This window comes from Pontibacter sp. E15-1, assembly GCF_022601975.1.
Lineage (GTDB): Bacteria > Bacteroidota > Bacteroidia > Cytophagales > Hymenobacteraceae > Pontibacter.
Window position 1 is genome coordinate 296,042 of sequence record NZ_JAKVIR010000001.1, and the last position, 22,057, is coordinate 318,098.

Consider the following 22,057-nt stretch of genomic DNA (forward strand, 5'->3'; position numbering starts at 1 on the left):
ATGAAAAATCCTGAAGAACTAAAAGCACTTGTAAAAGAAAAGTACAGTGAGATTGCCCTACAGAGCAAAGAGCAGAATGAGACCTCCTGCTGTGGGGCAACGGGCTGTTGCACTGTGGACTACGCCATTTTTGCGGACAATTATACCCAACTGGACGGGTATACCCCTGATGCCGACCTGGGCCTGGGCTGTGGCGTACCAACGGAGTTTGCCCAGATCAAGCCCGGCGATGTGGTGCTGGACCTTGGCTCCGGCGCCGGCAACGACTGCTTTGTGGCACGCGCCATTGTAGGCGACTCGGGCAAGGTGATGGGCGTGGACATGACGGACGCCATGATTGCCAAAGCCCGTGACAATGCCGAGAAGCTGGGTTTCCACAACGTGGAGTTCCGGCAGGGCGAGATCGAGGATCTGCCCATCGCCGCCAACCGGGCCGATGTGGTTATCAGCAACTGTGTGTTGAACCTGGTGCCGGACAAGCGGAAAGCCTTTGCCGAAACGTACCGCGTACTTAAGCCAGGGGGCCATTTCAGCATTTCGGATGTGGTGCTCGTGGGCAATTTGCCCGAAGGTCTGGTGCAGGCGAGCGAACTCTATGCCGGGTGCGTTTCGGGCGCTATCCAGAAAGACGACTACCTGCAGATCATCCGCGAAGCGGGCTTTGAGAACGTGACGGTGCAAAAGGAGAAGGCAATCCTGGTGCCCGATGAGATTCTGAAGGACTACCTGAGCGAAGACGAGATAAGCGCTTTCCGCGCCAGCAACACCGGCATTTTCAGCATCACGGTGTATGGCGACAAACCCGCCAGCGCGGCCTGCTGCACCCCAGGCTCTGGCTGCTGCTAACTACTACTTCCCCCGCACTGTTTTATACTGCGGGGGAAGTTTTTTTCCTATCTTCCACAGAAACCCATCCCAAAAACATGAAGCTATACCCCGAACTCTCGGCAACAGTGCAGGAACTGGAGCAGGAGTACAACCAGATACCCGAAAACCGGAAGCAACAGTTGCAGCAGTTGGCCCGGTACGTGCGGCAAAAGCAGGCCAGTGGGCAGCCCGCACAGCTTAATTTTATATGCACCCATAACTCCCGGCGCAGCCATATGGCGCAATTGTGGGCTTTGGCCGCCGCGGCACAACATGACGTGGGTCCGGTTGCCTGCTTTTCGGGGGGTACCGAGGCCACGGCGTTTAACCCCAATGCCGTGGAGGCAATGCGGCAACTTGGCTTCAGGATTGAGAAAACTGACGAGGGGGCCAATCCCGTTTACAGCATCCGGTATGCGCCAGAACTGCCTGCCGCACGGGTATGGTCGAAAGAGGTGACGGACGCGGTAAACCCTTCCAGCAACTTTGCCGCCATCATGACCTGCTCGGACGCCGACGAAAACTGCCCCGTTATACCAGGCGCGGAGATCCGAATCCCGCTCACCTACGAGGACCCCAAGGCGTTTGACGGCACGGCGGAGCAGCAGGCCAAATACGTAGAGCGGGCGCGGCAGATAGGCCGGGAATTGCTGTATGCCTTCCAAACCGTCAGCAGCTGATTTGAGTTTTTTGCAGGTATGGGTATGGCCGGAGCGCCCGTTTCCTGAGGTTAGGGTTTCTGATAGCTCATGATCCGGGCGGAAACGGCGTTGGCTGTGGCTGGCTTGCGCGAAAAGTTTATCCACCCCTCCCGCTCCGACTCTTGCGGCACATACATGATCTGCAGTTCAGAGCGCTCGATAACAGTGGAACCCTGCTGCATCACCAGTTCCAAGGTCACTGATTCCGCCGTTTCTCCCCCTGTGTTCCGCACCAACACGTGGTAGCGGTATGGCTGCGCCTTGGTTGGGGCGGGCCAGTATTCCACCGAAAGCTCCGGAGACATAGGCGCGTGCGTGTACGTCTCGTAGCCCAGGTAAGCGAAGATAGCCAGCACCAGCACCAGGCCCACCGTGAAAACGCCCCATTCCAGCAGGTTTTTGGGATCCTTTGTTTCCTTGTTTTCTTTCTCTTTCGTTACTTCCATCGGGTGTTATTTTATCAGGAGCCTGCCTGCGGAGGCACCAAGGGTGGCGATAACGCCCAGCGTGATGCACTGTGCAGTGACAATCCAGAAGCTCACCCCATCGAAACGGCCAAAAAACCACAGCGAGAAAGCCGAGGCCGCCAGCGCGATCAGGTATGAGATGCAGGTATCGTAAAGTATGTTAAAGACGACGTTGCCGTTGAGCACAGCGGACGTGTTGCGAAAATCGCTGAAGGAAACTACCACCGTGCTGAGCACCAGTGACACGAGCGCCATAGACAGGATGTGCACGGGCTCGGCTTCGACGGCGATCATCAGAATCTCCTCGGTGGGTGCCACGTTGCCGCCCACCAGTATCGCCCCACACAAGGCGATCACGGCGGTGGCCATTTTCCCGGAGCCTCGCTTCTGCTCCTGCCTGATGCGGTCCTGTTCTTCTCCGTTTTCCTCTTCCGCATCGTCCGGCTCCACACCCAACTGCGCCGTGCCCACCGACACGCCAATGGAAATCGCCATGGCCTCAATGATCACCTTGCTCATCAGTTCCTCCACCGACATGCCGTGCAGGGAGATGCGGTTGAGCATCAGCAGGATGCCGAACGAGAGGATGACACCAAGGCCCATCTCCTCCACGGAGTCCACGAAAACGCTTCGCCACGACGCATCGGGCCGCATGCCGGCATATCGGTTGTAGCCCAGCAGCAACAGGTACGTGACCACAATCAGCACCATCAGTTGAAAGGGAGTGGCGATAAAGCCTGCCCACCATACCTCCATGGTGTACAGCATCGGAAAGCTAAAGAGCAAGCCGCCGGCTACCCCGCGGGCATACTCCTTCAGCGATTGCGAGACCGGTCGGCTCAGGCTGTTTGTTTTCATATACCAGTTCTACGCTTTTGTTAAATATGTACGCGTCACTATACGCAATCAGCACCACTACAGCCAATCAGCGTGGCGGAAAACATACCTTTAGCAGAAAGCCGCTTATGCCATACCCCAATTTTAAGAAACAGCCCCTTCTGCCGGGTGGCTGCTTTAGTTTTGTCTGGGCATCCCTTCAAGGCTTTGATGGCTCCAGATGTTCATAATCAAGAATATTCATTAGCCTCTAATTCTCAGTCACATTCGTGTTTCCTCGCTGATGTTTAAATTGACTCTTCCTTCGCTCCGGAAACGTTCTACTGTCGTTTTCTGGATTTTTGCTGCTGCAGCTGTGTAAAGCCATACGTCACGCCCGTCATTTCCTCGGATTTCTCCCAGAGGGCGCTTGCCATCCGCTCATCGTGCGAGGTGTCTTTGGAGGGTACGCCAATAGGCTTGCCCCGCCACTCCTGAAAACCGTTCGGGCCGATGTACTCCCCGCCATTTATGTTGGGCGACAGCGCGGCATATAGCGTGGGTTGTGCGCCAGCCACAGCGCTTTGCCCGATCATCGGGCTGAGCCACTTGAGCATCGGCGGCATGTGCTGCGCCAGGTTAGTATCGGAGAGGCCGGGGTGTGCCGCCACCGAAAGCGTGCGGTGCTCGTGCTCCTTCAGCCTCCGGTCCAGCTCGTAGGCAAACATCAGGCAGGCCAGTTTGCTTTGCCCGTAGGCCTTGCGCTTGCTATACCCCTTCTGGAAGTGCAGATCGTGCAGTTGGATGGGCGACCAGCGGTGGGCCAGGCTGCTCAGCGACACGACCCGCGAGCCCGGGGTTTGCAGCAGCATCGGCAGCAACCGGCCTGTCAGGGCAAAATGCCCGAGGTAATTGGTGGCCAGCTGGCTCTCAAAGCCGTCTTCCGTCACCTGATAGGGCGACATCATCACCCCTGCGTTGTTTATCAGCAGGTCCAGGGTGGTATAGCGCCGCTGATACGCCGCGGCGAAGGCTTCTACGGAAGCCAGGCTGCTGGTGTCTATCTCCATCGCCTCCACCGTTGCCCAGGGGTTTCGCTTGAGCATGCGCTCTTTTGCGGCAGCGGCCTTTTCAGGGTTTCGGCAGGCCAGGACCACGGCATACCCCTGGCCCGTCAGGTCCAGCGCTGTTTCATACCCTAAGCCCACATTGGCACCCGTTATGATCGCTGTTCTCATGGTTTTGTCTTTCATTGGATTTTAAACTTATTTTTAGGAGCCCGCGCGGGAGCTCGCCAGTATATTTAGGCATTCGGGAAGGCCAGCTTCTTTTCTGCTTTTCGTTCTTTTTTGGCAGCGCGCCGCTCCTTCATCACGTCCACGGCCAGGTAGGCCACCGGCACTATAATCAGGGTGAGGAGCATGGAGCTGGTCAGGCCACCGATCAGCACCCAGGCCAGGCCGTTTTTCCACTCGGCGCCTGCCCCCGTGGCAATGGCAATCGGAATCATGGCAATCACCATCGCGATGGTCGTCATCAGGATCGGGCGGAAACGGGCCATCGTGCCCTGCACCAGCGCCTCGTACGAGGGCATGCCCTCCGCCTTGAGCTGGTTTACAAAGTCCACAATCAGGATGGCGTTCTTGATCACAAGCCCCACGAGCATGATCAGGCCCAGCATACCGAAGATACTCAGGTTACTCAGCGTCAGGGCCAGCGCCAGGAAGGCGCCGATCATGGCAACCGGCACGGCCAGCATTACCACCAGCGGGTATACATAGTTATCGTAAAGGGCCACCATGATCAGGTATACGAGCACAATAGAGGCCATCAGGGCCAGCAGCAGGCTGCTAAACGCCTCCGTCTGGTTTTTCAAGTCGCCGGCCGCGCTGATGTTCACGCCTTCCGGCAGGTTCATCTCATCGATCAGCGCCTGTATCTCCTGGCCCACGGTGCCCACCGGCCGGCCCACCACCTGCGACTCCACGGTCACGGTCGGGATCTTGTCTTTCCGCTCCAGCTTGGAGGGGCCGGACGAGGAGACGATGCTGGCAAACTGGTTGAGCTTGATCAACTCGCCTTTATCGTTCTGAAAAGTGAGGTTCCGGATATCGTTGATGTTGCGGCGGTCAAAAGCGTCGAGCTGCACCCGGATCGGGTACTCGTCATCGCCCTGCAGCAGCTTGCTCTGGTCGTTGCCCGTAAAGGCGTTCTGCATGGTGGTACCCACCACATCCAGCGACAAGCCAAGCTCCGCGAGCCGCTGGCGGTCTATCTGCACCGCAATCTCCGGGTTACCCCCCTCCACGGATGCTTTCACCTCACTGGTGCCAGACACTGTTTTCACGGTCGCGATCAGCTTTTCGCTAAAGGCGAGGATCGTGTCGAGGTTGGCGCCTTGCACCTGGAACTGGATTGGCGCGGCTCCGGCCCCACCCACCATACTTACCGGGGCGGCCGTGAACTTGGCACCTGGCAGCGACTCCTGCAAGGCCAGCTTGGTTTTGGCCGCGTACTCGCTGCTGGAGAGCGTGCGCTGCTCGGCAGGCACCAACTTCACGTTCAACTCCGCAATGTATGGGCTGGAACCGGCACTCACGCTACCGCCGCCAGAGGCACCCACGGTGGTAAACACATTGACCACGTTCGGGTCATTCAACAGCTTCTCCTCTATCTGCTGGGTCAGGAAGTTGGTTTGCTCGAGCGGGGTCTCCTTTGGAAGCTCGGCTTTCAGCTGAAACTCGCCGTTGTCGCCGTTGGCCACAAACTCCACGCCGATGAAACCGCCGCCTATCAGTGTAAACGAAGCGATCACCAGCGCTATGATCGCGGCGAAAGAGACACGCTTGTGGTGCAGCGCCCATAGCAGTATGGTTTTGAAAAAGCTCTGAAAACCGTTGATCATGCTCTCAAACCAGATCAGCGGTTTGTCCAACATTCTGTCGTTGCTCAGGTGCGAGAGCTTGGTGAAGCGGCTTGACAGCCACGGGGTGAGCGTAAAGGACACCAGCCAGCTGATAATGGTGGCCGCCACCACCGTGATCGAGAACTGGAACAGGAGGTCGGACACAACGCCCGACACAAAGGTAATCGGCAAGAACACCACAATGATCACAAGGGTGATGGACGTCACGGAGATACCAATCTCTTTCCAAGTGTCCATGGCCGCCTGCATGGCGCTCTTACCCTGCTCCATGTACATGTGGATGTTCTCGAGCACCACAATGCTGTCATCCACCAGGATACCCACCACCAGCGAGAGGGCCAGCAGCGTCATGAGGTTGAGCGAGAAGCCCAGCAGGGCCATCACGGCAAACGTTGCCACGATAGAGACCGGTATGGCCACCATCACGATCAGGGCGTTGCGGATGTTGTGAAGGAAGAAGAGCATGATAAAGGCCACCAGGATAATAGCGATGATGAGATCAAATATTACGGAGTTGGCCGCCTCTAGCGTAAAGTCGGCACTGTCGTTGGCAATGGTGAACTGCATGTCCTCGGCGCTGTAACGCTGCTCCAGCTCGGCCATCGCCTCCTTCACATCGTCGCTGATGCCCACGGTGTTACCATCGCTGGTCTTGGTGATCAGGATACCCAGGGAGGTTCTGCCGTTGATGCGCGTCAGCGAGCTGGCCTCCTCCTTGGTGTCATAGAGCTCGGCCACGTCTTTCAGGTATACCTGGCTGCCATCTGTGTTGGTTGCCACCACCAGGTTTGCCAGCTCGTCCACACTCGTGAACTTTCCGCTCAGGCGAACCAGTACGTCCTGCTGGGTGCTCTTCAGACTGCCAGTCGGGAAGTTGAGGTTGGCGCGGGAGATGGCGTTGGACACCTGCAGGATGGAGAGGTTGTAGTAGCGCAGCTTGTCGTTGTCGACGTTGATCTTGATCTCGCGGTTCTCGCCCCCGATGATGTTCACCTGCGCCACGCCCTCTATACGGGCCAGCTCAGGCTGTACGGTTTTCTCGAACAGTGTGGTGAAGGCGCGCTCATCCATATCGGAGGTAGCCCCGATGCGCATGATCGGCATCTCGTCGAAGGAGAACTTGCCCAGACTCGGGTCGTCCACGTCATCCGGGAGCGTGGATTTGATGCTGTTCACCTTGCGTTGCGCCTCCTGCAGGGCCACATCCACATCGGTGCCGTACAGCAGGGTAGCCACCACCACCGACACCCCCTCCTGCGAGATGGCCTGGGTACTCTCCAGGTTTTCCAGGGTCGATACGGCACTCTCAATCCGCTTCGAAACGGCGGTCTCCACCTCGGAGGGCGCAGCGCCCGGGTAGATGGTGGTGATGGTGATCACCGGCGAGCTGATCTTTGGCAGCAGCTCGTAGGTTAAGGTACTGTACCCGATCAGGCCCAGCAGCACCAGTATGCTGAAGATCACCACTACCAGCGTGGGTCTTTTTACGGCAACGTCTGTAATACTCATAATTTCAATTCTTTAGGTTCTGAACATCAATTTGCGGGGCAGGCGGATACCGGTTACTCCGTTACGCGCACCTTATCCCCTGGCTGCAGGTTTATCTGGCCGGATATGATCACTTTCTCCTGCGGGGAAAGGCCGCCAAGCACAATCACGTCCTCCCCAGACACGTTTTGCACCTCAATGGCCTGCAGCGCCACGGTGTTGTCTTTCTGCAGCACAAACACCTTGGCGTCTTTCACGCTGCCCACAAGCGCTCTTCGGGGCACAAACAGCCGCGTGTTGTCCTCTCCTGTCTGAGCGTTCAGCATGGCGGTCCCGAACATGCCTGCCTTTAGGGGGAACTGGCTTGTGTTGTCCACCTCTACCTCCACGTCATACTTCCGGCCGGCATCTGCCTGCACACTAATGAGCGTGATGTTGCCGGTGAAGGTATGGTTCGGGTATACTTCGGTGATGATCTTGACAGGCTGGCCCTCCTTAACCTTGATCACGTCTTCCTCAGGCACTTTGAGCACCATCTTCAGTTTCGAGATGTCGATCACGTTGCCCAGCTGCATGCCTGTGGTGGCGAAACTTCCCTGCTCCACTTTCACCTCCCCCACAATGCCCGACATGGGGGCATACACCACCGCATACTTCATCTGCTGCTCAATGCCGGTCAGGTTGGCGCGGGCGTTCTCCACGTTCAGCGCCACATCCTCATACTGCTTCTGGCTGATGGCCCCAGCCTGCACCAATCGCTCGTAACGCTCTTTGTTTTTCACGGCGTTGTTGTAAGAGGCGCGTGCCGTGGCCAGGTTCGACTGGATAGCCGTAGGGTCAATCCGGGCAACCACCTGCCCGCGTCTTACCTGCTGCCCTTCCGCAATGTTGAGCTGGATGATGGAGCCCTGCGCCTCAGCCACCAGGGGCAGCGACTTGCGTGCCTCGAAGGACCCTGGGAGGGTGATGGCGCTGTTCAGCTCTTTCTCGGTGACAGTCGCCACTTTTACGGGCATCGCCTCCACGCCCTGCGGCACCGCCTCGGCCCGTTCGTTAATCACCTGCTTGTTGCCGATGAGCTTAAAGATGATGAAGCCCACCACCACCACAATGATCCCGATGGCTACGTAAGTGGATGTCTTGGTTTTTTTGTTCGTGCTAGTCATGGTCGCTGGGTTATCTTTTTATGGATGAGTTACTTAACTGGGGATGTCTCCTTGATGATCTGGCTTAGCTGCCCGCTGCTCTGCATCAGGTCCAGCTCGGCCAGGTTCATTTGCAGCATGGCGGTGAGGTACTGCGTTTGGGCCTCTTTGAGGCCATTCTCGGCGTTAATCAGCTCGGAGAGCGGCGCAATGCCCTCGGTATAGGAAAGCTTGGCCACCTGGTAGAGTTCCTCGGCCACCTTCATGTTTTCCTGCTGGGCCTCCTGCACCCGCTGGTTCTGCAGCACATTGTTTCGGGCCGTCACAAACTCGTTGGTGATGTTGCTGGCCAGGTACTGCTTGTTGAGCTCAAGCTGGCGCAGCTCAATGTTGCTCTGCACTACCCTGCTGCGCTTGGCAAAGCCGTCGAAGATGGGGATGCTGAGCTGCAGGCCATATAAACCGGACTTAAAGCCCTGCGTCTGTCCGGTCTCAAACAACTCGTTTGTCTGCCCCTGCCAGCCGTAGTTGGCGATCAGCGACAGCTTGGGCAGATACCCGGCCTGGATGTTTTTGGTGTTCAGGCGCTGCAGGTTCATTTGATAGTCCAGCAGGGCAAGTTCGGTGTTGGCCTCCAGGTTCAGTTGCTGTAGCACTGGTATGGGGTCTGCCCCAACCTCGGTGATGGCAACCGGCTGGCTGGCGGGCACGCTCATCAGCGTTTTCAGGTTGTTGATCAGCTGCACATAGGTATTGTTGGCGTTGGAGAGTTGGGTCAGCAGGTTGGTGTTATTTACCTTCAGCTGCTCCACATCCACTTTTTTGATGATGCCCTCCTTAAACTGCTCGTTGGTGATGTAGATCAGCTGCTGCATCCGGTCTATGTTTCCCTTCACCAGCTCCTGTTGCTTTTCCACCATCTGCAGTTGCATATAGATGTTCACCACATTATAGATCAGGTCTTCCTTGGTCTGGAAGGTCTGCAGCTCGTACAGCCCCTGGCTCTCTTTGGCGGCCCGAATCCCGACGATGAGCGAGGGATCAAAAAGGACCTGAGATGCCTGTGCCGTTACCCCCATCTGGTACTGCGTGCCGAACTGCACTGCCACCGAAGTGCCGGGCTGTCCAAAAACCTCGCCGGGCAGAATCTGGGTGGCCCGCTGGAAGTTGTCGGTGAACGTGGCGTCACCGTTCAGCTGGGGCAGCGCCGCCGCCTTCACCTCCTTGATGCGGTAACGGTTCTTCTCCTCGTTAAGCTGAGTGCTCTTCAGCTGCGGGTTTTGCTCCACAGCCAGGTTCACCGCCTCAATCAGCGAGAGCCGCAACGTGTCTGCTTGCTGTGCATAGCCTTGCAGACAAAGCTGCAGCAGCAGGAAGAGTGACAGAGATAATTTCTTTTTCATATATGTGTTTTTTTATTTTATTTTGTTCAGTATTTTGTGAACTAAACTGGGCAAAAAATTTAACTGTGCTGCTCCTCGAATTTTCGATACAGCACAGGCAGCTCTTCGTTCAGATAATCCATAAACTGGACCAGCCTTTCCATACTCTGGTTAAAGTTCTTGGTATGGTCCGGGCGTTGCTGCAAAATCTGCTTCAGAATATTGTTAAAGTTTGATATGTTGTTCAGGTCCGCCTTCACGTCCTCCTGCCAGCTCATCACCCGGCTACAGAAGTAGCGCTTGCGTTCACCCAGTTTGGTTTTATACTCTATCTTGTTCGCACTTAGCAATTGGTTGATCGCCTGACTGGTGGCCCCCTTGCTGATACTAAGCGTATCCTGGATCTGATCGAAAGTCAGCTCGGTCTGGTCGCTTACTAACAGAAGGGCCACCACTTTAGCCATGGCTGGCTGGAAACCTTCCTTCTCAAGCAAGACGGCAAGTTTCTCCAACAGCTCAATTTGCTCTACCCTAAGTTTTATGCTATTTTCAGACATATTGTTTCCCTTTAGTGCTACAAATATACGAAAGTTTTTTTAGTTCACAAAGTATTGAACTAACTATATTTCTAAATAACTGTTTTGTGACGTGTTTTTGGTGTCCGTTTCCATAGCGCATGGGTTAATTTCGCCTTCATAAGCTAATTTACCCATGCGCTGCGCGTTACGGAAAAGAAAGAGATACCTATACCTGGCTGGGCTTATACTGCGCGCAGCCAGGTTCTCTGCGATAGGTTTGCCAGTTATACCTCTACATGCTGCTGCGGCCACTGTCAGAACCTAAACCCCACCGACACATGCGGCAGCACGTCGTCCTCGGAGATGCCTATCACGCCCTGCAGCAGAATGAGCTTGGCCGGTATGAGGTATAAACCTCCCCCAAAACCGTCGTGCCATTTGTCGGAGTCCTCTCCCTTGACCCACACGCGGCCGACATCGTTGAAACCCAGCAGGCCCACTGAGCCCGGGAACAGGTATGAGCTGAAATCAAAGAGCTTCAGGCGCAGTTCCAGGTTGTGGTATAGCATGCGCTCGCCCGCGAAGCGGTAGTTGCGGAAACCCCGGAGGTTGTTGCTTCCGCCCAGGTAAAGCAGCTGGTAAAAGTTCGGCTCCCCCACGGTGGCACCCCCGCCAAAGCGGTTGGCGATCACGAGGTTCCCGCTGCTCCCGGGACTCAGGTAAAAACTGAACGCGGACTGTACCTGCCCATACGCCTCCCGGTTATCGTCCAGTTGCTGCATGCCCGTGAGCGAGGTGCTCCAGTGCACCCCGCGCGACGGGAGCAGGCTGTTGTTTCGGGTGTCATACTCCAGGCCCGCCACCAGGCCGGTGAAGAACTTCCGGGAGAAGATGGCCTCCGACGGGTTCTCCTCCTGGTATGAAATGATGAAGCGCCCGTTGTTTTCGTCGGCCTCGTTGCTGTAATATTGGGCTGCCACGCCGCCATTTATACTGAAGTGCTCACCCAGGGACCGGTGCAGCCGCACCTGCGAAGTGATGAAATCGTAGCGGGTGCGGTAAAAGCGGATCGGCTTATCCCCTACCTCCACATACTCGGTCTCGTTGCCCACCCCGAAAAAATTGCTGGTGTTGTTCGGTGCCTTCCCATTCACGTCCACCGTCAGGTTGGCCTTCCCGATCGCGTCGGTAAACTCCCCTGAATAGTCAAAAAAGAAGGCTTTGGTTGCCAGTGCATGCCCCGCCATCAGGCGGTGCCGCGCCGCATAGGGCTCTTTCCGGAACCCGTGCTTGGTATACAGGAATCCGGCGCCCAGCAACACCCCGTCGTCCAGGTTATACCCCGCCGTCACCTGCGGCATCAGGATGTCATACTGGTATGTGTTGGGTTCGTAGTCATTCACAGTGGTGTCGGCGGAGGCCTTGATGGTAGCCAGCGAGGCCTTCGGGAACGTGTTTTCCTTGTCTGAGCGATCATATAGGAGCAGTCTACCGCTGTTGCGGAACCCCTCTTCCACCCGGAAGTCGTCTTTGCCGCCCCCCCCGATGACCCGCACTTTTATAGGGGAGTGCTCTTTTCCCGCCACCGAGAAAATATCGCCGCCGCCTCTCCCGTAAACCCGGATCTCTTTGGTGACGCTTGGCAGGAACGTGCGGTGGTATAAAAGCCTGCCGTTGCTGTCGTCTTTTTTAAGATCGTGCACAGTTACCGCAACGCTCCCGTCTGCCTGGGTATAGTTGATGTCCACACGCTCCCGTTTGTCGGATATGGGGATGTCCACGGTTTTGGCCAGAAAGCGGTAATAGTCCAGGGCCACTTTCTCCAGGTTATCCCGCCTCGCGATCATGGTGCGGGCAATCTTGTCGCCGGACAGGGCGTAGATGCCAGCGGGCATGCGGTGCACTGCCTCGTAGACCAGGGAATCGGTCAAGGTTTGCTGCACCAGGCCAATTTCCTCGCGCCACGCCTCCTCGTCCAGGCTCTGCAGAAACAGGCGGTCGAAGTAGCGGGCGTTGAAGTTCAGGCCCTTCACGTCCCTAATTTTCTTGTCATACCCCTGAAACTTGGGCATAATCCATTTGCGGGAGGCGATGGAGGGGATCACGCCGGTGTTCACGAAGAACACCTGGTCGCGGTCGCGGGGCACCGGGCGGTACATGTCCCCCACCTCGTCCTCGGTCTCTACCCAGCGCCACTGGTCGGCGTGGCGGTCCCAGTCCCCGATCACGAGGTCGAGCAGGCGGGCCCGCAGCACCAGCCGCTGGTCCACGCGGTTATCGTTGTCGTCCTCCAGCTTCTCCAGCACCTTCTCGGTGTTGTCGGTGTCCCTGGCCGTCAGGGGCTCGCGCTCCTCAAACAGGTATACCTGATTGGCATATTCCCGCCGGTACTCACCCAGCGCGGGGTCATCGGGCAGGTATACAATCTCGGGGTTGGCGTGCGGCACGTTCAGGGCCTCGGCCAGCGGTGGCACCACCAGGGAGGCAAAGGGATGGGAGGCCGAGATCTGGTCCTGCACGATTGCTTTGGCCACGGTGGCCCGCAGGTTCTCGGGCAGCGCCAGCCCGGGGTCTTTCTGAACCGTGCGCAGCACCCACTCGTTTCCGGCGGCATCCTGCAGGCGCAGCGACCTGGTTTGCTGGCCCCCGCCTTTCTTCAGGATCTTCATCCCTCCTTTTTCCTGGCTCAGGTGGAAAACCCGCATCTGCACCGGCGTGGCCCACAGGGCACGGTAATTCTCCCCGAACCAGAAGCGGTGCGCCCGGCTCACCGCGTCATACTCGGGTGCGATGGCAAGGGTCACGCTGTCGGGGGCAAGCGGTTGTGCAGGAGCGCTGGTTGCGCCTAAGGCAAACAGGAACAGGTATAGAACACAGCGCTTTACCGTGTCTTTCAGGTGATGAATGGGCATTGTAGTTTGGGTTGATGGTCGCGTGATTTGCATTCAATTTATATAGAAGCCGACTAACTGTTGCATAAGGCATACTCTTTTTGTATCCCGGCGGTTATACCGCTTCCGCCTCATCGGTGGCCACACTCACCCGGATGGCTTTCAGGCCGCTCACGCCCTGCAGTTCCTCCAGTTCCAGGTGCTCTACCTCGCCGGTGAGCTGCTGGCGCTCCTGCAGGTAGCCGATATACCTTTTGTATTCCTCGGCCACCTCGTTGCTGAAGTACACGATCGCGATTTTGCCGGGCTGCGTCAGCCGCTCCGCCGTGCCTTTGATGTGGACCTTGTCGATGCGCTTTTTCACCATCTGGTACCGGATGTTGTAGGCTCCCTCCACGTCAAAGCGCTTCTCGTCTTTCCGGAAGCTGATGTCGATGGTGCTGCCGTGCGCGAAGATAAGCTGCGTGGTCCGGATCGGCACCTGCATCTGTGGGAGCAGCGAATGCGTGAGCCGGGTGACGCGGGCCATAAAACCCATCTGCATAAGCCGGAAGTTGTGCAGGTACAGCAGGGCAAAGGGCCGGGCTGGCGTGATGGACTGGCCAATGTAAACGTCATATTCCACACCGTCTGTCCGGAAGGACTCGATATAGCAGGGGAACGACTGCTGCAGCTCCTCCTGAAAGGCCTTCACCTCGCGGTTTACGGCCTTGTTGATGCGCTGCATCGACTCCTCCAGGCTGCTGCGGTGCTGGTGCGCCGCTCCCTGCTCCGGGTCGATGTGCTGGAAGTACGCTTCCATCAGCTGTTGCGTTTCGGGGTAGTGCAGCCTGTAGTGCCGCAACAGCGGACGGATCTCCTGCTCCAGAAAGGCGTTGATGCCGATATCGCTTCCCATTTTCAGAAACTCGGAGAGGCTGTCGAGCCATTTCCTGCACGTCGCGATCTTCTCGTCCAGAATGCTCAGTTTGAAATGCCCGTTCAGGTCGGTGAGGGTATGGATGAGCATTTCGAACTCAGTCTCCAGGTCTGCGCGCAGGGCCCTGTTGCGCTCCACCGTAGAGTCCCGCATGTCGATGGCGCCGTACAGGGGGTATACCTCGCTGAAGGACACGGGCCCAATCTCGGGGTGCTCTTCCTCCCGCAACAGGGCCTTCAGGTACTCCCAGGCCACTTCGTTCACTTTCCACTGGATGGATGGCTGTAACGGCGTGAACTCTTGCTTGATCACGCGGTCCAGCTGCACGTTAAACTCATGCAGGCTGCGGTGCAGCAGCTCGGCCAGCAACGGAATCACCTGCCCCAGCCGACTCAGCGTTTTGTCGCTCAGCATGCCCTGCACAGCCGAAGTGACCTCCAGAATGCCCACCAACCGGGTGTTGCGGAAAACGGGGAGCAACACGAGACCCGCCCCCTGCCGCTCCTGCAGCATGGTGGCGATAAAAGGGTATGCATGCGCGTTTTCATTGCCGGCTTGGAAGAACATCCACGCGGGCTTTTTGCGGAAATCCTCCAGAAACGCCATCAGCTCGCTGCGGCTTCCAGCGTCCGGGCTCCCCCACTGCATCAGGAGGCTCAGCGGGTGCCCGTCGTGGAAACCGATCAGCTTGTGGTTCAGCTCCACGAACGGCAGCAGCCCGAACGTGACCTTGTCGGTGCCCACCACCGCCTGCAACAACTTCAGCACGTGCTGCGAGGTTTCAATAAAGGACGCCGTATCCTGCCCGATGATGCTCGTTTTGATGTCCTCCACCACATAATGGGCCGTTTCGTCGGTAGCCGTGAGGGTGGTGAACCCCCTGAAGTGGAACATGCCCAGCGGCAGCACCTCCTGCAAATAGGCGAAGGAGGACGCTCCCACCATATAGACATCCTTGAGGTCGAGCTCAGGCAGCTCGCCTATCACCTCCACCTCCACAAACTGCAGGTTCAGCGCCAGGCTATAGTACTTGACAAGCCCCGTGTGTTCCTCGTTTAGCGTGAAGACAATTTTCTCGGACAGGTTGGAGGCGTAGTTGTAGAACCGCTCGAGCAGGAAGGAGTAGAGGTAGAACAGGTTCAGCTGGTCCGCGTTTTCCATACCCTGGACGGGCACCGCCGAGAAGATTTTAGAGGTATGGGAGTGGTGCAGCAGCCGGTACAGGGCATCGGTGCCGAAAAAAACGGCGGGAGACATGGGCAGCCCGAGCCCCCACAGCAGCGCATCGGGGGGTATGGAAGGAGGCAGCAGATAGGCTTGCACCAACCGGAACAGAGGTTTGTAAGCACTGCTGTCCGCCAAGGGGATGTCCCCGAGCCAGTCCGGGTGCTGATCCAGCTCCTGCAACAGGTGCTGCTGCAGGTATGCTTGTGCCGAACCGCTGGCATGGCGCTGCGCGCGCACATCGTCCCAAAACGTGCGGAAAGACAAGGTGGCGACCACAGGACTGTGCCCCACCTTGTTAGCGCCGGTATAAAGCAGTTCGTTTTTCAATGGGTCTTGTGGTTAATGGGTTAAGGGCACGCTGACGCAGGAGAACATGCCTTCTTGTACGCGACGCAACCGCTTCTGTGTTGTGATAGCCTTTTGGCCGCAGCGCATCAGATTAAGAACATTTCTACCGTCTGTTTGTTGCCCCAGGAACTGCGTGCCGCTTTGGCTGCGTTCTCAGGCGTGCGCTGAGCCTGCCTGTTCCCTACACGAAGGTATACTTTTGCAGCGATTCCTGGCGCAGCTTAATTGCTGATTCTCTATTTTTGAGTGGAGGGAAGGTGACGGTTCCCGGAGCCCATGTCATCGCGCCATGAATGGTCCGCTGGCCGGGAGCGTGTTCCGTTGCCCCGGCCATACCTCCGGGGTACACGGATTTGGGCTAGCGCTTCCTTTCCGTATACGCTCCCGGAAATGGAGGTGCGGTGCTGAGGCCTGAAATTAAGGCAATAAAAGTGCCGGGAGGCGCGTATACGGAAGGGGCCGCAAGCTACCGAAGCAGAACCTGTTTCCCCATTTTTTACATACACATTTAAGAAATATCATTTGTTCATGTCACGTATTCAGAAGCAAGCATACCCCTTTTCCTTCCTGTTTTCATTTAGCTTAATCTTACTTCTACAATTAGTTGCCTTTTTGCCCTCTCAGGCACAGCTCCTCCCCTCAGCACCCGACACAGCCGGTGCCGCCACGGTGGCTGCACTGGCCCCCGACTCGCTGGGCAGGCGCACGCCCCGTGGCACAGTCGATGGCTTTATCAGTGCGGTAGCAGAGGAAAACTATGCCCGAGCCTCCCGTTTCCTGAAAATGGACTCTACTGCCAGCGCTGAGGATGCGGCCGCGCATGCCATGGCCCTGCAACGCCTCCTCGACAAAAGCGGCAAGCTCATGCCGCTTTCCTGGATCAGCGACCAGGCAGATGGCCTCACCGGCGACAACCTCGGGGCGGAGCTGGACCGTGTGGGCACGGCCACCATCAGCGGCGAGTCCTTTGAGCTGATGCTGGAGAAATCAGCCGCCCCGGATGGCAGCCCCATCTGGCTCTTCTCGTCTCAGACGGTGAAGCGCGTGCCGCTTAATGTGGACGAGGTTGTGGAAGCCCCTATGGCCGACAAACTGATGCCCCAAGCCCTGCTCGATAATAAATGGGGCGGCGTGCCCATTGGGCACTGGCTGCTGATGCTCGTGTTGGTGGCGCTTTCCTATTTGTTGGCGCTGCTCATCATCCACGTCATCAAATGGGCACTCCGCATTGCCTGGCACAAGGCCTCCACCGAGCCTACAGTGGGCATCATCCGGGCCTTTGCGCTGCCCATCCGGATTTACCTGGCGGTATGGATTTTCGTAGTGTCAAGCCAGGCCATCGGCGTTTCCATTGTCGTGCGGCAGAGTTTCAGCGACATGACCATCATTATCGGGCTGGTGGCTTTTCTGCTGCTGCTGTGGCGCCTGGTGGATACGCTGACCATTTTTGGGGAGAAGCGCCTGACCCGTCGTGGCAACATGGCGGGCATCTCGGCTGTGCTGTTTCTGCGCCGCGGCCTGAAGTTCGCCTTGATAGCCTTCGGCATCATTGCCGCGCTCGGCACGTTTGGGGTGGATGTAACCACCGGTATCGCCGCCCTGGGTATCGGTGGCCTGGCCCTGGCCCTGGGTGCGCAGAAAACAATCGAGAACTTTGTGGGCAGCGTGACCCTGATTGCCGACCAGCCGATCCGGGTGGGGGATTTCTGCAAGGTGGGCGACACCGTGGGCACCGTGGAGCAGATCGGCATGCGCTCCACGCGCATCCGCACCCTCAACCGCACCATCGTCACCATACCCAACGGGGAGTTTTCCTCCAACAATATCGAGAACTACGCCCACCGCGACCGCTTTTGGTTTCATCCGGTGTTTGGGCTGCGCTACGAAACCACGCCCGACCAGATCCGCTACCTGCTGGTGGAGCTCCGCGCCATCCTGTACGCGCACCCCAAAGTAGACCCGAACCCGGCACGGGTGCGCTTTACGGAGTTGGGGGCGCACTCCCTGAACCTGGAGGTATTCGCCTACGTGCACGCCAGCGACTTCAACGAGTTTCTGGAGGTTCAGGAAGACCTGCTGCTGCGCATGATGGATGTGGTGGAGGCCAGCGGAAGCGGCTTCGCCTTCCCGTCGCAAACGCTCTACATTGCCCAGGACCAGGGGCTCCCTGCCGACAAAGCCAAGGAGGCGGAGCAGCAGGTGCAGCACTGGCGTGAGAAGGGAGAGATGCAGCTGCCCAATTTCGATTACGACCATATTCAGAACCTCCGTAACACCATCGTATACCCTCCCAACGGGGCCGAGACAACCACCCCCTAGCGCGCAGAAAACGGCAGGGGCAAACAGCGTGGCGCAGCATCCATACCCCCGGAAGCCGAAAAATTAACGCCCCGCTGCTGTGGAACGCACCGCTAAATGTGCTATCTTGTGAAAGAGCGCGGCGCTTTCCAGACGGGGAGCCAGCCGCAGTGGCAGTGGCCGTCCGACCGATTTTACCAGACCTTTCGTATGCTATACCCAACAAAAAGTGCAGGAAAACACGCAGCGAGGCATCTCTCCCTCCTGTTTTCGGTGGCCATGCTTGTCGCCTCCTGCAGCACGTCGGCAGAGTCGCCAAGCCCCGTAACCCCTCCTCCGAAAACGCAGGCACCGCCAGAGGACAAAAACTGGGCCTTCGAAACGGCGCCGGTCTGGGCCGATGAGTTCGACTACACCGGCCAGCCGGACCCCGCCAAATGGGGCTACGACCTGGGCGGCAACGGCTGGGGAAACAACGAGCTGCAGTACTACACCGACAACCCGGCCAACGCCAGCGTGGCGGACGGGAAGCTGGCCATCACGGCTCGCATCGAGCAGATGGGCAGCGAGCAGTTCACGTCTGCGCGGCTGGTGTCGAAAGACAAGGGGGATTTCCTGTATGGCCGGTTCGAGATCAGGGCCAAGCTGCCCACCGGGCGCGGCACCTGGCCCGCTATCTGGATGCTGCCGACAGACGCGGCGTACGGCGGCTGGCCGAGGTCCGGGGAGATTGACATTATGGAGCACGTGGGTTACGACCAAAACAGGGTGCACGTGACCGTCCATACCGATGCCTACAACCACACCAAGGGCACCCAGCGGGGCAAAAGCAAGCTAGTTGAAACCGCCAGCACCGAATTCCACCGCTACCGGGTAGACTGGACGCCGTATGCCATCAGGGGGTATATAGATGATGAGCTCATGTTCGATTTCGTGAACAACGGCTCCGGCTACAGCGCCTGGCCCTTCGACAAGAAATTTCACCTGCTGCTGAACATCGCCGTGGGTGGCAACTGGGGCGGAGCCCAGGGCGTTGACCCGGGTGTCTTCCCGCAAACCATGGAGATAGACTACGTCCGGGTATATGACATGATTCAGAAGTAAGAGCATGTTTAAATTTCATTTTTTGGAAGCGAAAAATGTTCAGGAAGGGTTCTGACGAAGCGTATTTTGAGCCGCATAGCAGCGCTATGGGGCGATAAAAAGGTGAAGTCAGGTTCCTTGATGGACGTTTTGTAGCCCAAAAAATGAATTTTAAACATGCTCTAAGGGCACATCTACTACACTTTCTCCTGAAATGTATACCGTACCTTGCCTCACTGGCATAAAACAAAACCACTACGCGTTTCACTCATGCTACACCTCAACGACATCCATCACATCGCTATCATTTGCTCCGATTACCAGAAGTCAAAGCATTTTTACACGGCCATCCTGGGGCTGGAGGTTTTGCAGGAGGTATACCGAGAGGAGCGCAACTCCTTCAAACTGGACCTGGCCCTGCAGGGGCGCTACGTGATAGAGCTGTTCTCCTTCCCGAGCCCGCCGAAGCGCCCCTCGCGCCCGGAGGCTACGGGCTTGCGGCACCTGGCCTTCGCGGTCGAAAACCTGGATGTGGCCGTGGAGGAACTCAAGCAGCACGGCGTCCTGACGGAGCCGATCCGGGTGGATGAGTACACTGGCAGGCGCTTCACGTTCTTTGCCGACCCGGACGAACTGCCGCTGGAACTCTATGAGGTATAAATCCAGCTCCTGACGGAAATGCCCCTTTACTTTCCGGGTGCTGCAGGCTTTGTTCCGGCGCTGCGCAAAACCTGGGGCTGCCGGGTTCTGACCCGACCTTTTTTCAGGAATTCCCCGTACGTCAGTACCATATGGAAATAGCGGAAACCCCAGTCAACCCAATCTATACCCCCATCACGATCACCGGAATACGGGAGGAAGCGCCCGGTATGAAAACCTTTGTTTTTGGCGGAGACGAGGCCAAAGACATCCCATATGAGGCGGGGCAGTACCTGACCTTCGCCCACCAGACCCGCCACGGCGAGGTGCGCCGCTCCTATTCCATCACCTCCTCACCTGACCTGCACGAGCCATTGGCCATCGGTGTAAAGCGCATCGAAAACGGCTTCTTCTCCAGACTGCTGATAGATCAGGCGCAGGTAGGCGACCAGCTGTATACCATCGGGGCCACGGGCCTCTTTACGCTGCCTAACGATATGCCCCGTTACAGGCAGGTGTTTCTGCTGGCGGCGGGCAGTGGCATCACCCCTATCTTCTCCCTACTCAAGACGCTGCTGCACAGCCACCCCAATGTGAAGGTGGTGCTGATATACAGCAACAACAGGCCCGAGCGGGCGGCCTTCCGGGATGCGCTGCAGCAATTGGCCGGGCGCTACCCGGAGCGTTTTACGCTGGAAATGCTCTACAGCGTATCCCCCAACCTGGCCAAGGCCCGCTTGTACAAAGACCTGCTCCAGCAGTTGGTGCGCCAGCATGCCGCGGCCGCTTTCCCGGAGGCGCTCTTTTACCTCTGTGGCCCCTCCACCTACATGCGCATGTGCTTTTACGCGCTGCGCCAGTTGGATGTGCCCAACGACAATATCCGCCGCGAGAACTTCAGTACCACGAAAGTGCAGGTGCCGCTCCTCCCCCCCGACACCGACGCCCATACCGTGGTGCTGCGCCTGAAGCAGCGGGAGTACCGGGTACAGGTGCAATATCCCCAGACGATTTTGCAGGCGGCCCGCAAGGCTTCCGTTCCGCTGCCCTACAGCTGCGAGGCCGGCAAATGCGGCAGTTGCGCCGCACACTGCACCCAAGGGCAGGTATGGATGTCGTACAACGAGGTGCTGACGGAGAAAGACCTCGCCCAGGGCCTCACCCTCTCGTGTGTGGGCTATCCGGTGGGCGGCGATGCCGTGCTGGAGGTAATGTGACCCTGGCTTTTGGGTATAGCGCAATCCCCTGGCCATAAAAAAATCCTTCCGGCCAAGAGGGTATAGCGCTTGGTATACCCCTTGGCCGGAAGGACAGATGGATGCCTCCTTTTACTACTTCAGATTACTACTTCAAAATCTGCTCGATCTGTGCCAGCTCGTCGCTGGAGAAGTGCTTGTTCTGGAGGCTTTGCAGGGAGTCGGCAAGCTGGGCAGGCGAGCTTGCCCCGATCAGCACGGAAGTGACCCTCTCATCTTTCAGTAGCCAGGCCAGCGCCATCTGGGCCAGCGACTGCCCGCGTGCCTGCGCCATCTCGTGCAGCTGCCTGATTTTCCCCACTTTCTCGTCGGTGATGTCCTCCTCCTGCAAATGGCCGGTAGACTTGGCGGCGCGCGAGTCAGCGGGGATGCCTTTCAGGTACTTGCTGGTCAGCAGGCCCTGTGCCAGCGGCGAAAACGGAATGCACCCTACCCCCTCTGCTTCCAGCAGGCTGAGCAGGCCTTCCTCTTCCACCCAGCGCACAAACATCGAGTATTTGGGCTGATGAATCAGGCAGGGCGTGCCCAGGTCGCGGAGGATCTGGATGGCTTTGGCGGCCTCGGCGGGCTTGTAGTTGGATAGCCCCACATACAGCGCTTTCCCCTGCCGTACGATCAGGTCAAGAGCTCCCATCGTTTCCTCCAGCGGGGTTTCCGGGTCCGGGCGGTGATGGTAGAAGATGTCCACATAGTCCAGGCCCATGCGCCTGAGGCTCTGGTCGAGGCTGGCCACCAGGTATTTCTTGGAGCCCCAGTCGCCGTAAGGGCCGGGCCACATGTCGTACCCCGCCTTGGAGGAGATGATCAACTCGTCGCGGTATGGCCGGAAATCGTCTTTCAGCAGCTTCCCGAAATTCTCCTCCGCCGAGCCATAGGGTGGCCCGTAGTTATTGGCAAGGTCGAAGTGTGTGATACCGGCATCGAAGGCGTCGCGCAGCATCTGGCGGGAATTTTCCAGCACGTCCACGTGGCCGAAGTTATGCCACAGGCCCAGCGAGAGGGCAGGCAGTTTCAGGCCGCTTTTGCCACAGCGGCGGTACTCCATGGAGGTATAGCGCTCCGGGTTTGGGGTATAAGTCATGTATC

16 protein-coding genes are annotated in these 22,057 nt (G+C 57.8%); 6 read left to right on the top strand and 10 right to left on the bottom strand.

The features are described from left to right. Window positions 1–846, top strand: a complete 846-nt coding sequence (locus MKJ04_RS01235) for an arsenite methyltransferase (protein ID WP_241638470.1) — start codon at window positions 1–3, stop codon at window positions 844–846. 77 nt (window positions 847–923) lie between these two features. Further along, a complete protein-coding gene (locus MKJ04_RS01240; protein WP_241638472.1) occupies window positions 924–1,547 on the top strand; it encodes a protein-tyrosine-phosphatase in 624 nt (207 codons plus the stop codon). A 50-nt stretch (window positions 1,548–1,597) separates the two neighbouring features. Here MKJ04_RS01240 and MKJ04_RS01245 read toward each other — a convergent pair whose 3' ends face one another. From MKJ04_RS01245 to MKJ04_RS01285, 9 genes are all read right to left on the bottom strand, one after another. Next, entirely contained in the window at window positions 1,598–2,014 is a 417-nt protein-coding gene (locus tag MKJ04_RS01245; RefSeq protein WP_241638474.1) for a hypothetical protein, read from the bottom strand. A 6-nt stretch (window positions 2,015–2,020) separates the two neighbouring features. Then, entirely contained in the window at window positions 2,021–2,893 is an 873-nt protein-coding gene (locus MKJ04_RS01250) for a TIGR02587 family membrane protein (protein WP_241638476.1), read from the bottom strand. A gap of 299 nt (window positions 2,894–3,192) precedes the next feature. Further along, window positions 3,193–4,104 carry an oxidoreductase gene (locus MKJ04_RS01255; RefSeq protein WP_262918038.1) on the bottom strand — a complete coding sequence of 304 codons (912 nt, stop codon included), beginning with the start codon at window positions 4,102–4,104 and terminating at the stop codon, window positions 3,193–3,195. A 50-nt stretch (window positions 4,105–4,154) separates the two neighbouring features. Continuing rightward, entirely contained in the window at window positions 4,155–7,286 is a 3,132-nt protein-coding gene (locus MKJ04_RS01260) for an efflux RND transporter permease subunit (RefSeq protein WP_241638480.1), read from the bottom strand. A gap of 53 nt (window positions 7,287–7,339) precedes the next feature. After that, on the bottom strand, window positions 7,340–8,431 hold the full coding sequence (locus tag MKJ04_RS01265) for an efflux RND transporter periplasmic adaptor subunit (protein WP_241638482.1): 1,092 nt from the start codon (window positions 8,429–8,431) through the stop codon (window positions 7,340–7,342). Window positions 8,432–8,460: 29 nt separating this feature from the next. After that, window positions 8,461–9,813, bottom strand: coding sequence for a TolC family protein (locus tag MKJ04_RS01270; RefSeq protein ID WP_241638484.1), 1,353 nt, complete (start codon window positions 9,811–9,813; stop codon window positions 8,461–8,463). Window positions 9,814–9,872: 59 nt separating this feature from the next. Beyond that, window positions 9,873–10,349 (bottom strand): GbsR/MarR family transcriptional regulator, encoded by a 477-nt coding sequence (locus MKJ04_RS01275; protein WP_241638486.1) that lies wholly within the window; start codon window positions 10,347–10,349, stop codon window positions 9,873–9,875. A gap of 275 nt (window positions 10,350–10,624) precedes the next feature. After that, window positions 10,625–13,222 carry a BamA/TamA family outer membrane protein gene (locus MKJ04_RS01280; protein WP_241638488.1) on the bottom strand — a complete coding sequence of 866 codons (2,598 nt, stop codon included), beginning with the start codon at window positions 13,220–13,222 and terminating at the stop codon, window positions 10,625–10,627. A gap of 94 nt (window positions 13,223–13,316) precedes the next feature. After that, the gene (locus MKJ04_RS01285) at window positions 13,317–15,674 is read right to left on the bottom strand and encodes a hypothetical protein (protein ID WP_241638490.1); all 2,358 of its coding nucleotides are present in this window, start codon (window positions 15,672–15,674) and stop codon (window positions 13,317–13,319) included. A gap of 633 nt (window positions 15,675–16,307) precedes the next feature. Here MKJ04_RS01285 and MKJ04_RS01290 point away from each other — a divergent pair. The 4 genes from MKJ04_RS01290 (at window position 16,308) to MKJ04_RS01305 (ending at window position 20,932) form a co-directional block, all read left to right on the top strand. Then, window positions 16,308–18,014, top strand: coding sequence for a mechanosensitive ion channel family protein (locus MKJ04_RS01290; protein WP_241638492.1), 1,707 nt, complete (start codon window positions 16,308–16,310; stop codon window positions 18,012–18,014). Between the two features lie 258 nt (window positions 18,015–18,272). After that, on the top strand, window positions 18,273–19,097 hold the full coding sequence (locus MKJ04_RS01295) for a glycoside hydrolase family 16 protein (protein WP_245402572.1): 825 nt from the start codon (window positions 18,273–18,275) through the stop codon (window positions 19,095–19,097). A gap of 249 nt (window positions 19,098–19,346) precedes the next feature. Next, window positions 19,347–19,736: a VOC family protein gene (locus MKJ04_RS01300; RefSeq protein WP_241638496.1), complete on the top strand. Its 390-nt coding sequence runs from the start codon at window positions 19,347–19,349 to the stop codon at window positions 19,734–19,736. Between the two features lie 131 nt (window positions 19,737–19,867). Then, window positions 19,868–20,932 (top strand): ferredoxin--NADP reductase, encoded by a 1,065-nt coding sequence (locus MKJ04_RS01305; protein ID WP_241638498.1) that lies wholly within the window; start codon window positions 19,868–19,870, stop codon window positions 20,930–20,932. A 127-nt stretch (window positions 20,933–21,059) separates the two neighbouring features. Here the strand turns inward: MKJ04_RS01305 and mgrA are convergent, their stop codons facing one another. Then, entirely contained in the window at window positions 21,060–22,052 is a 993-nt protein-coding gene (gene mgrA / locus MKJ04_RS01310; protein WP_241638500.1) for an L-glyceraldehyde 3-phosphate reductase, read from the bottom strand. Window positions 22,053–22,057 lie beyond the last annotated feature (5 nt).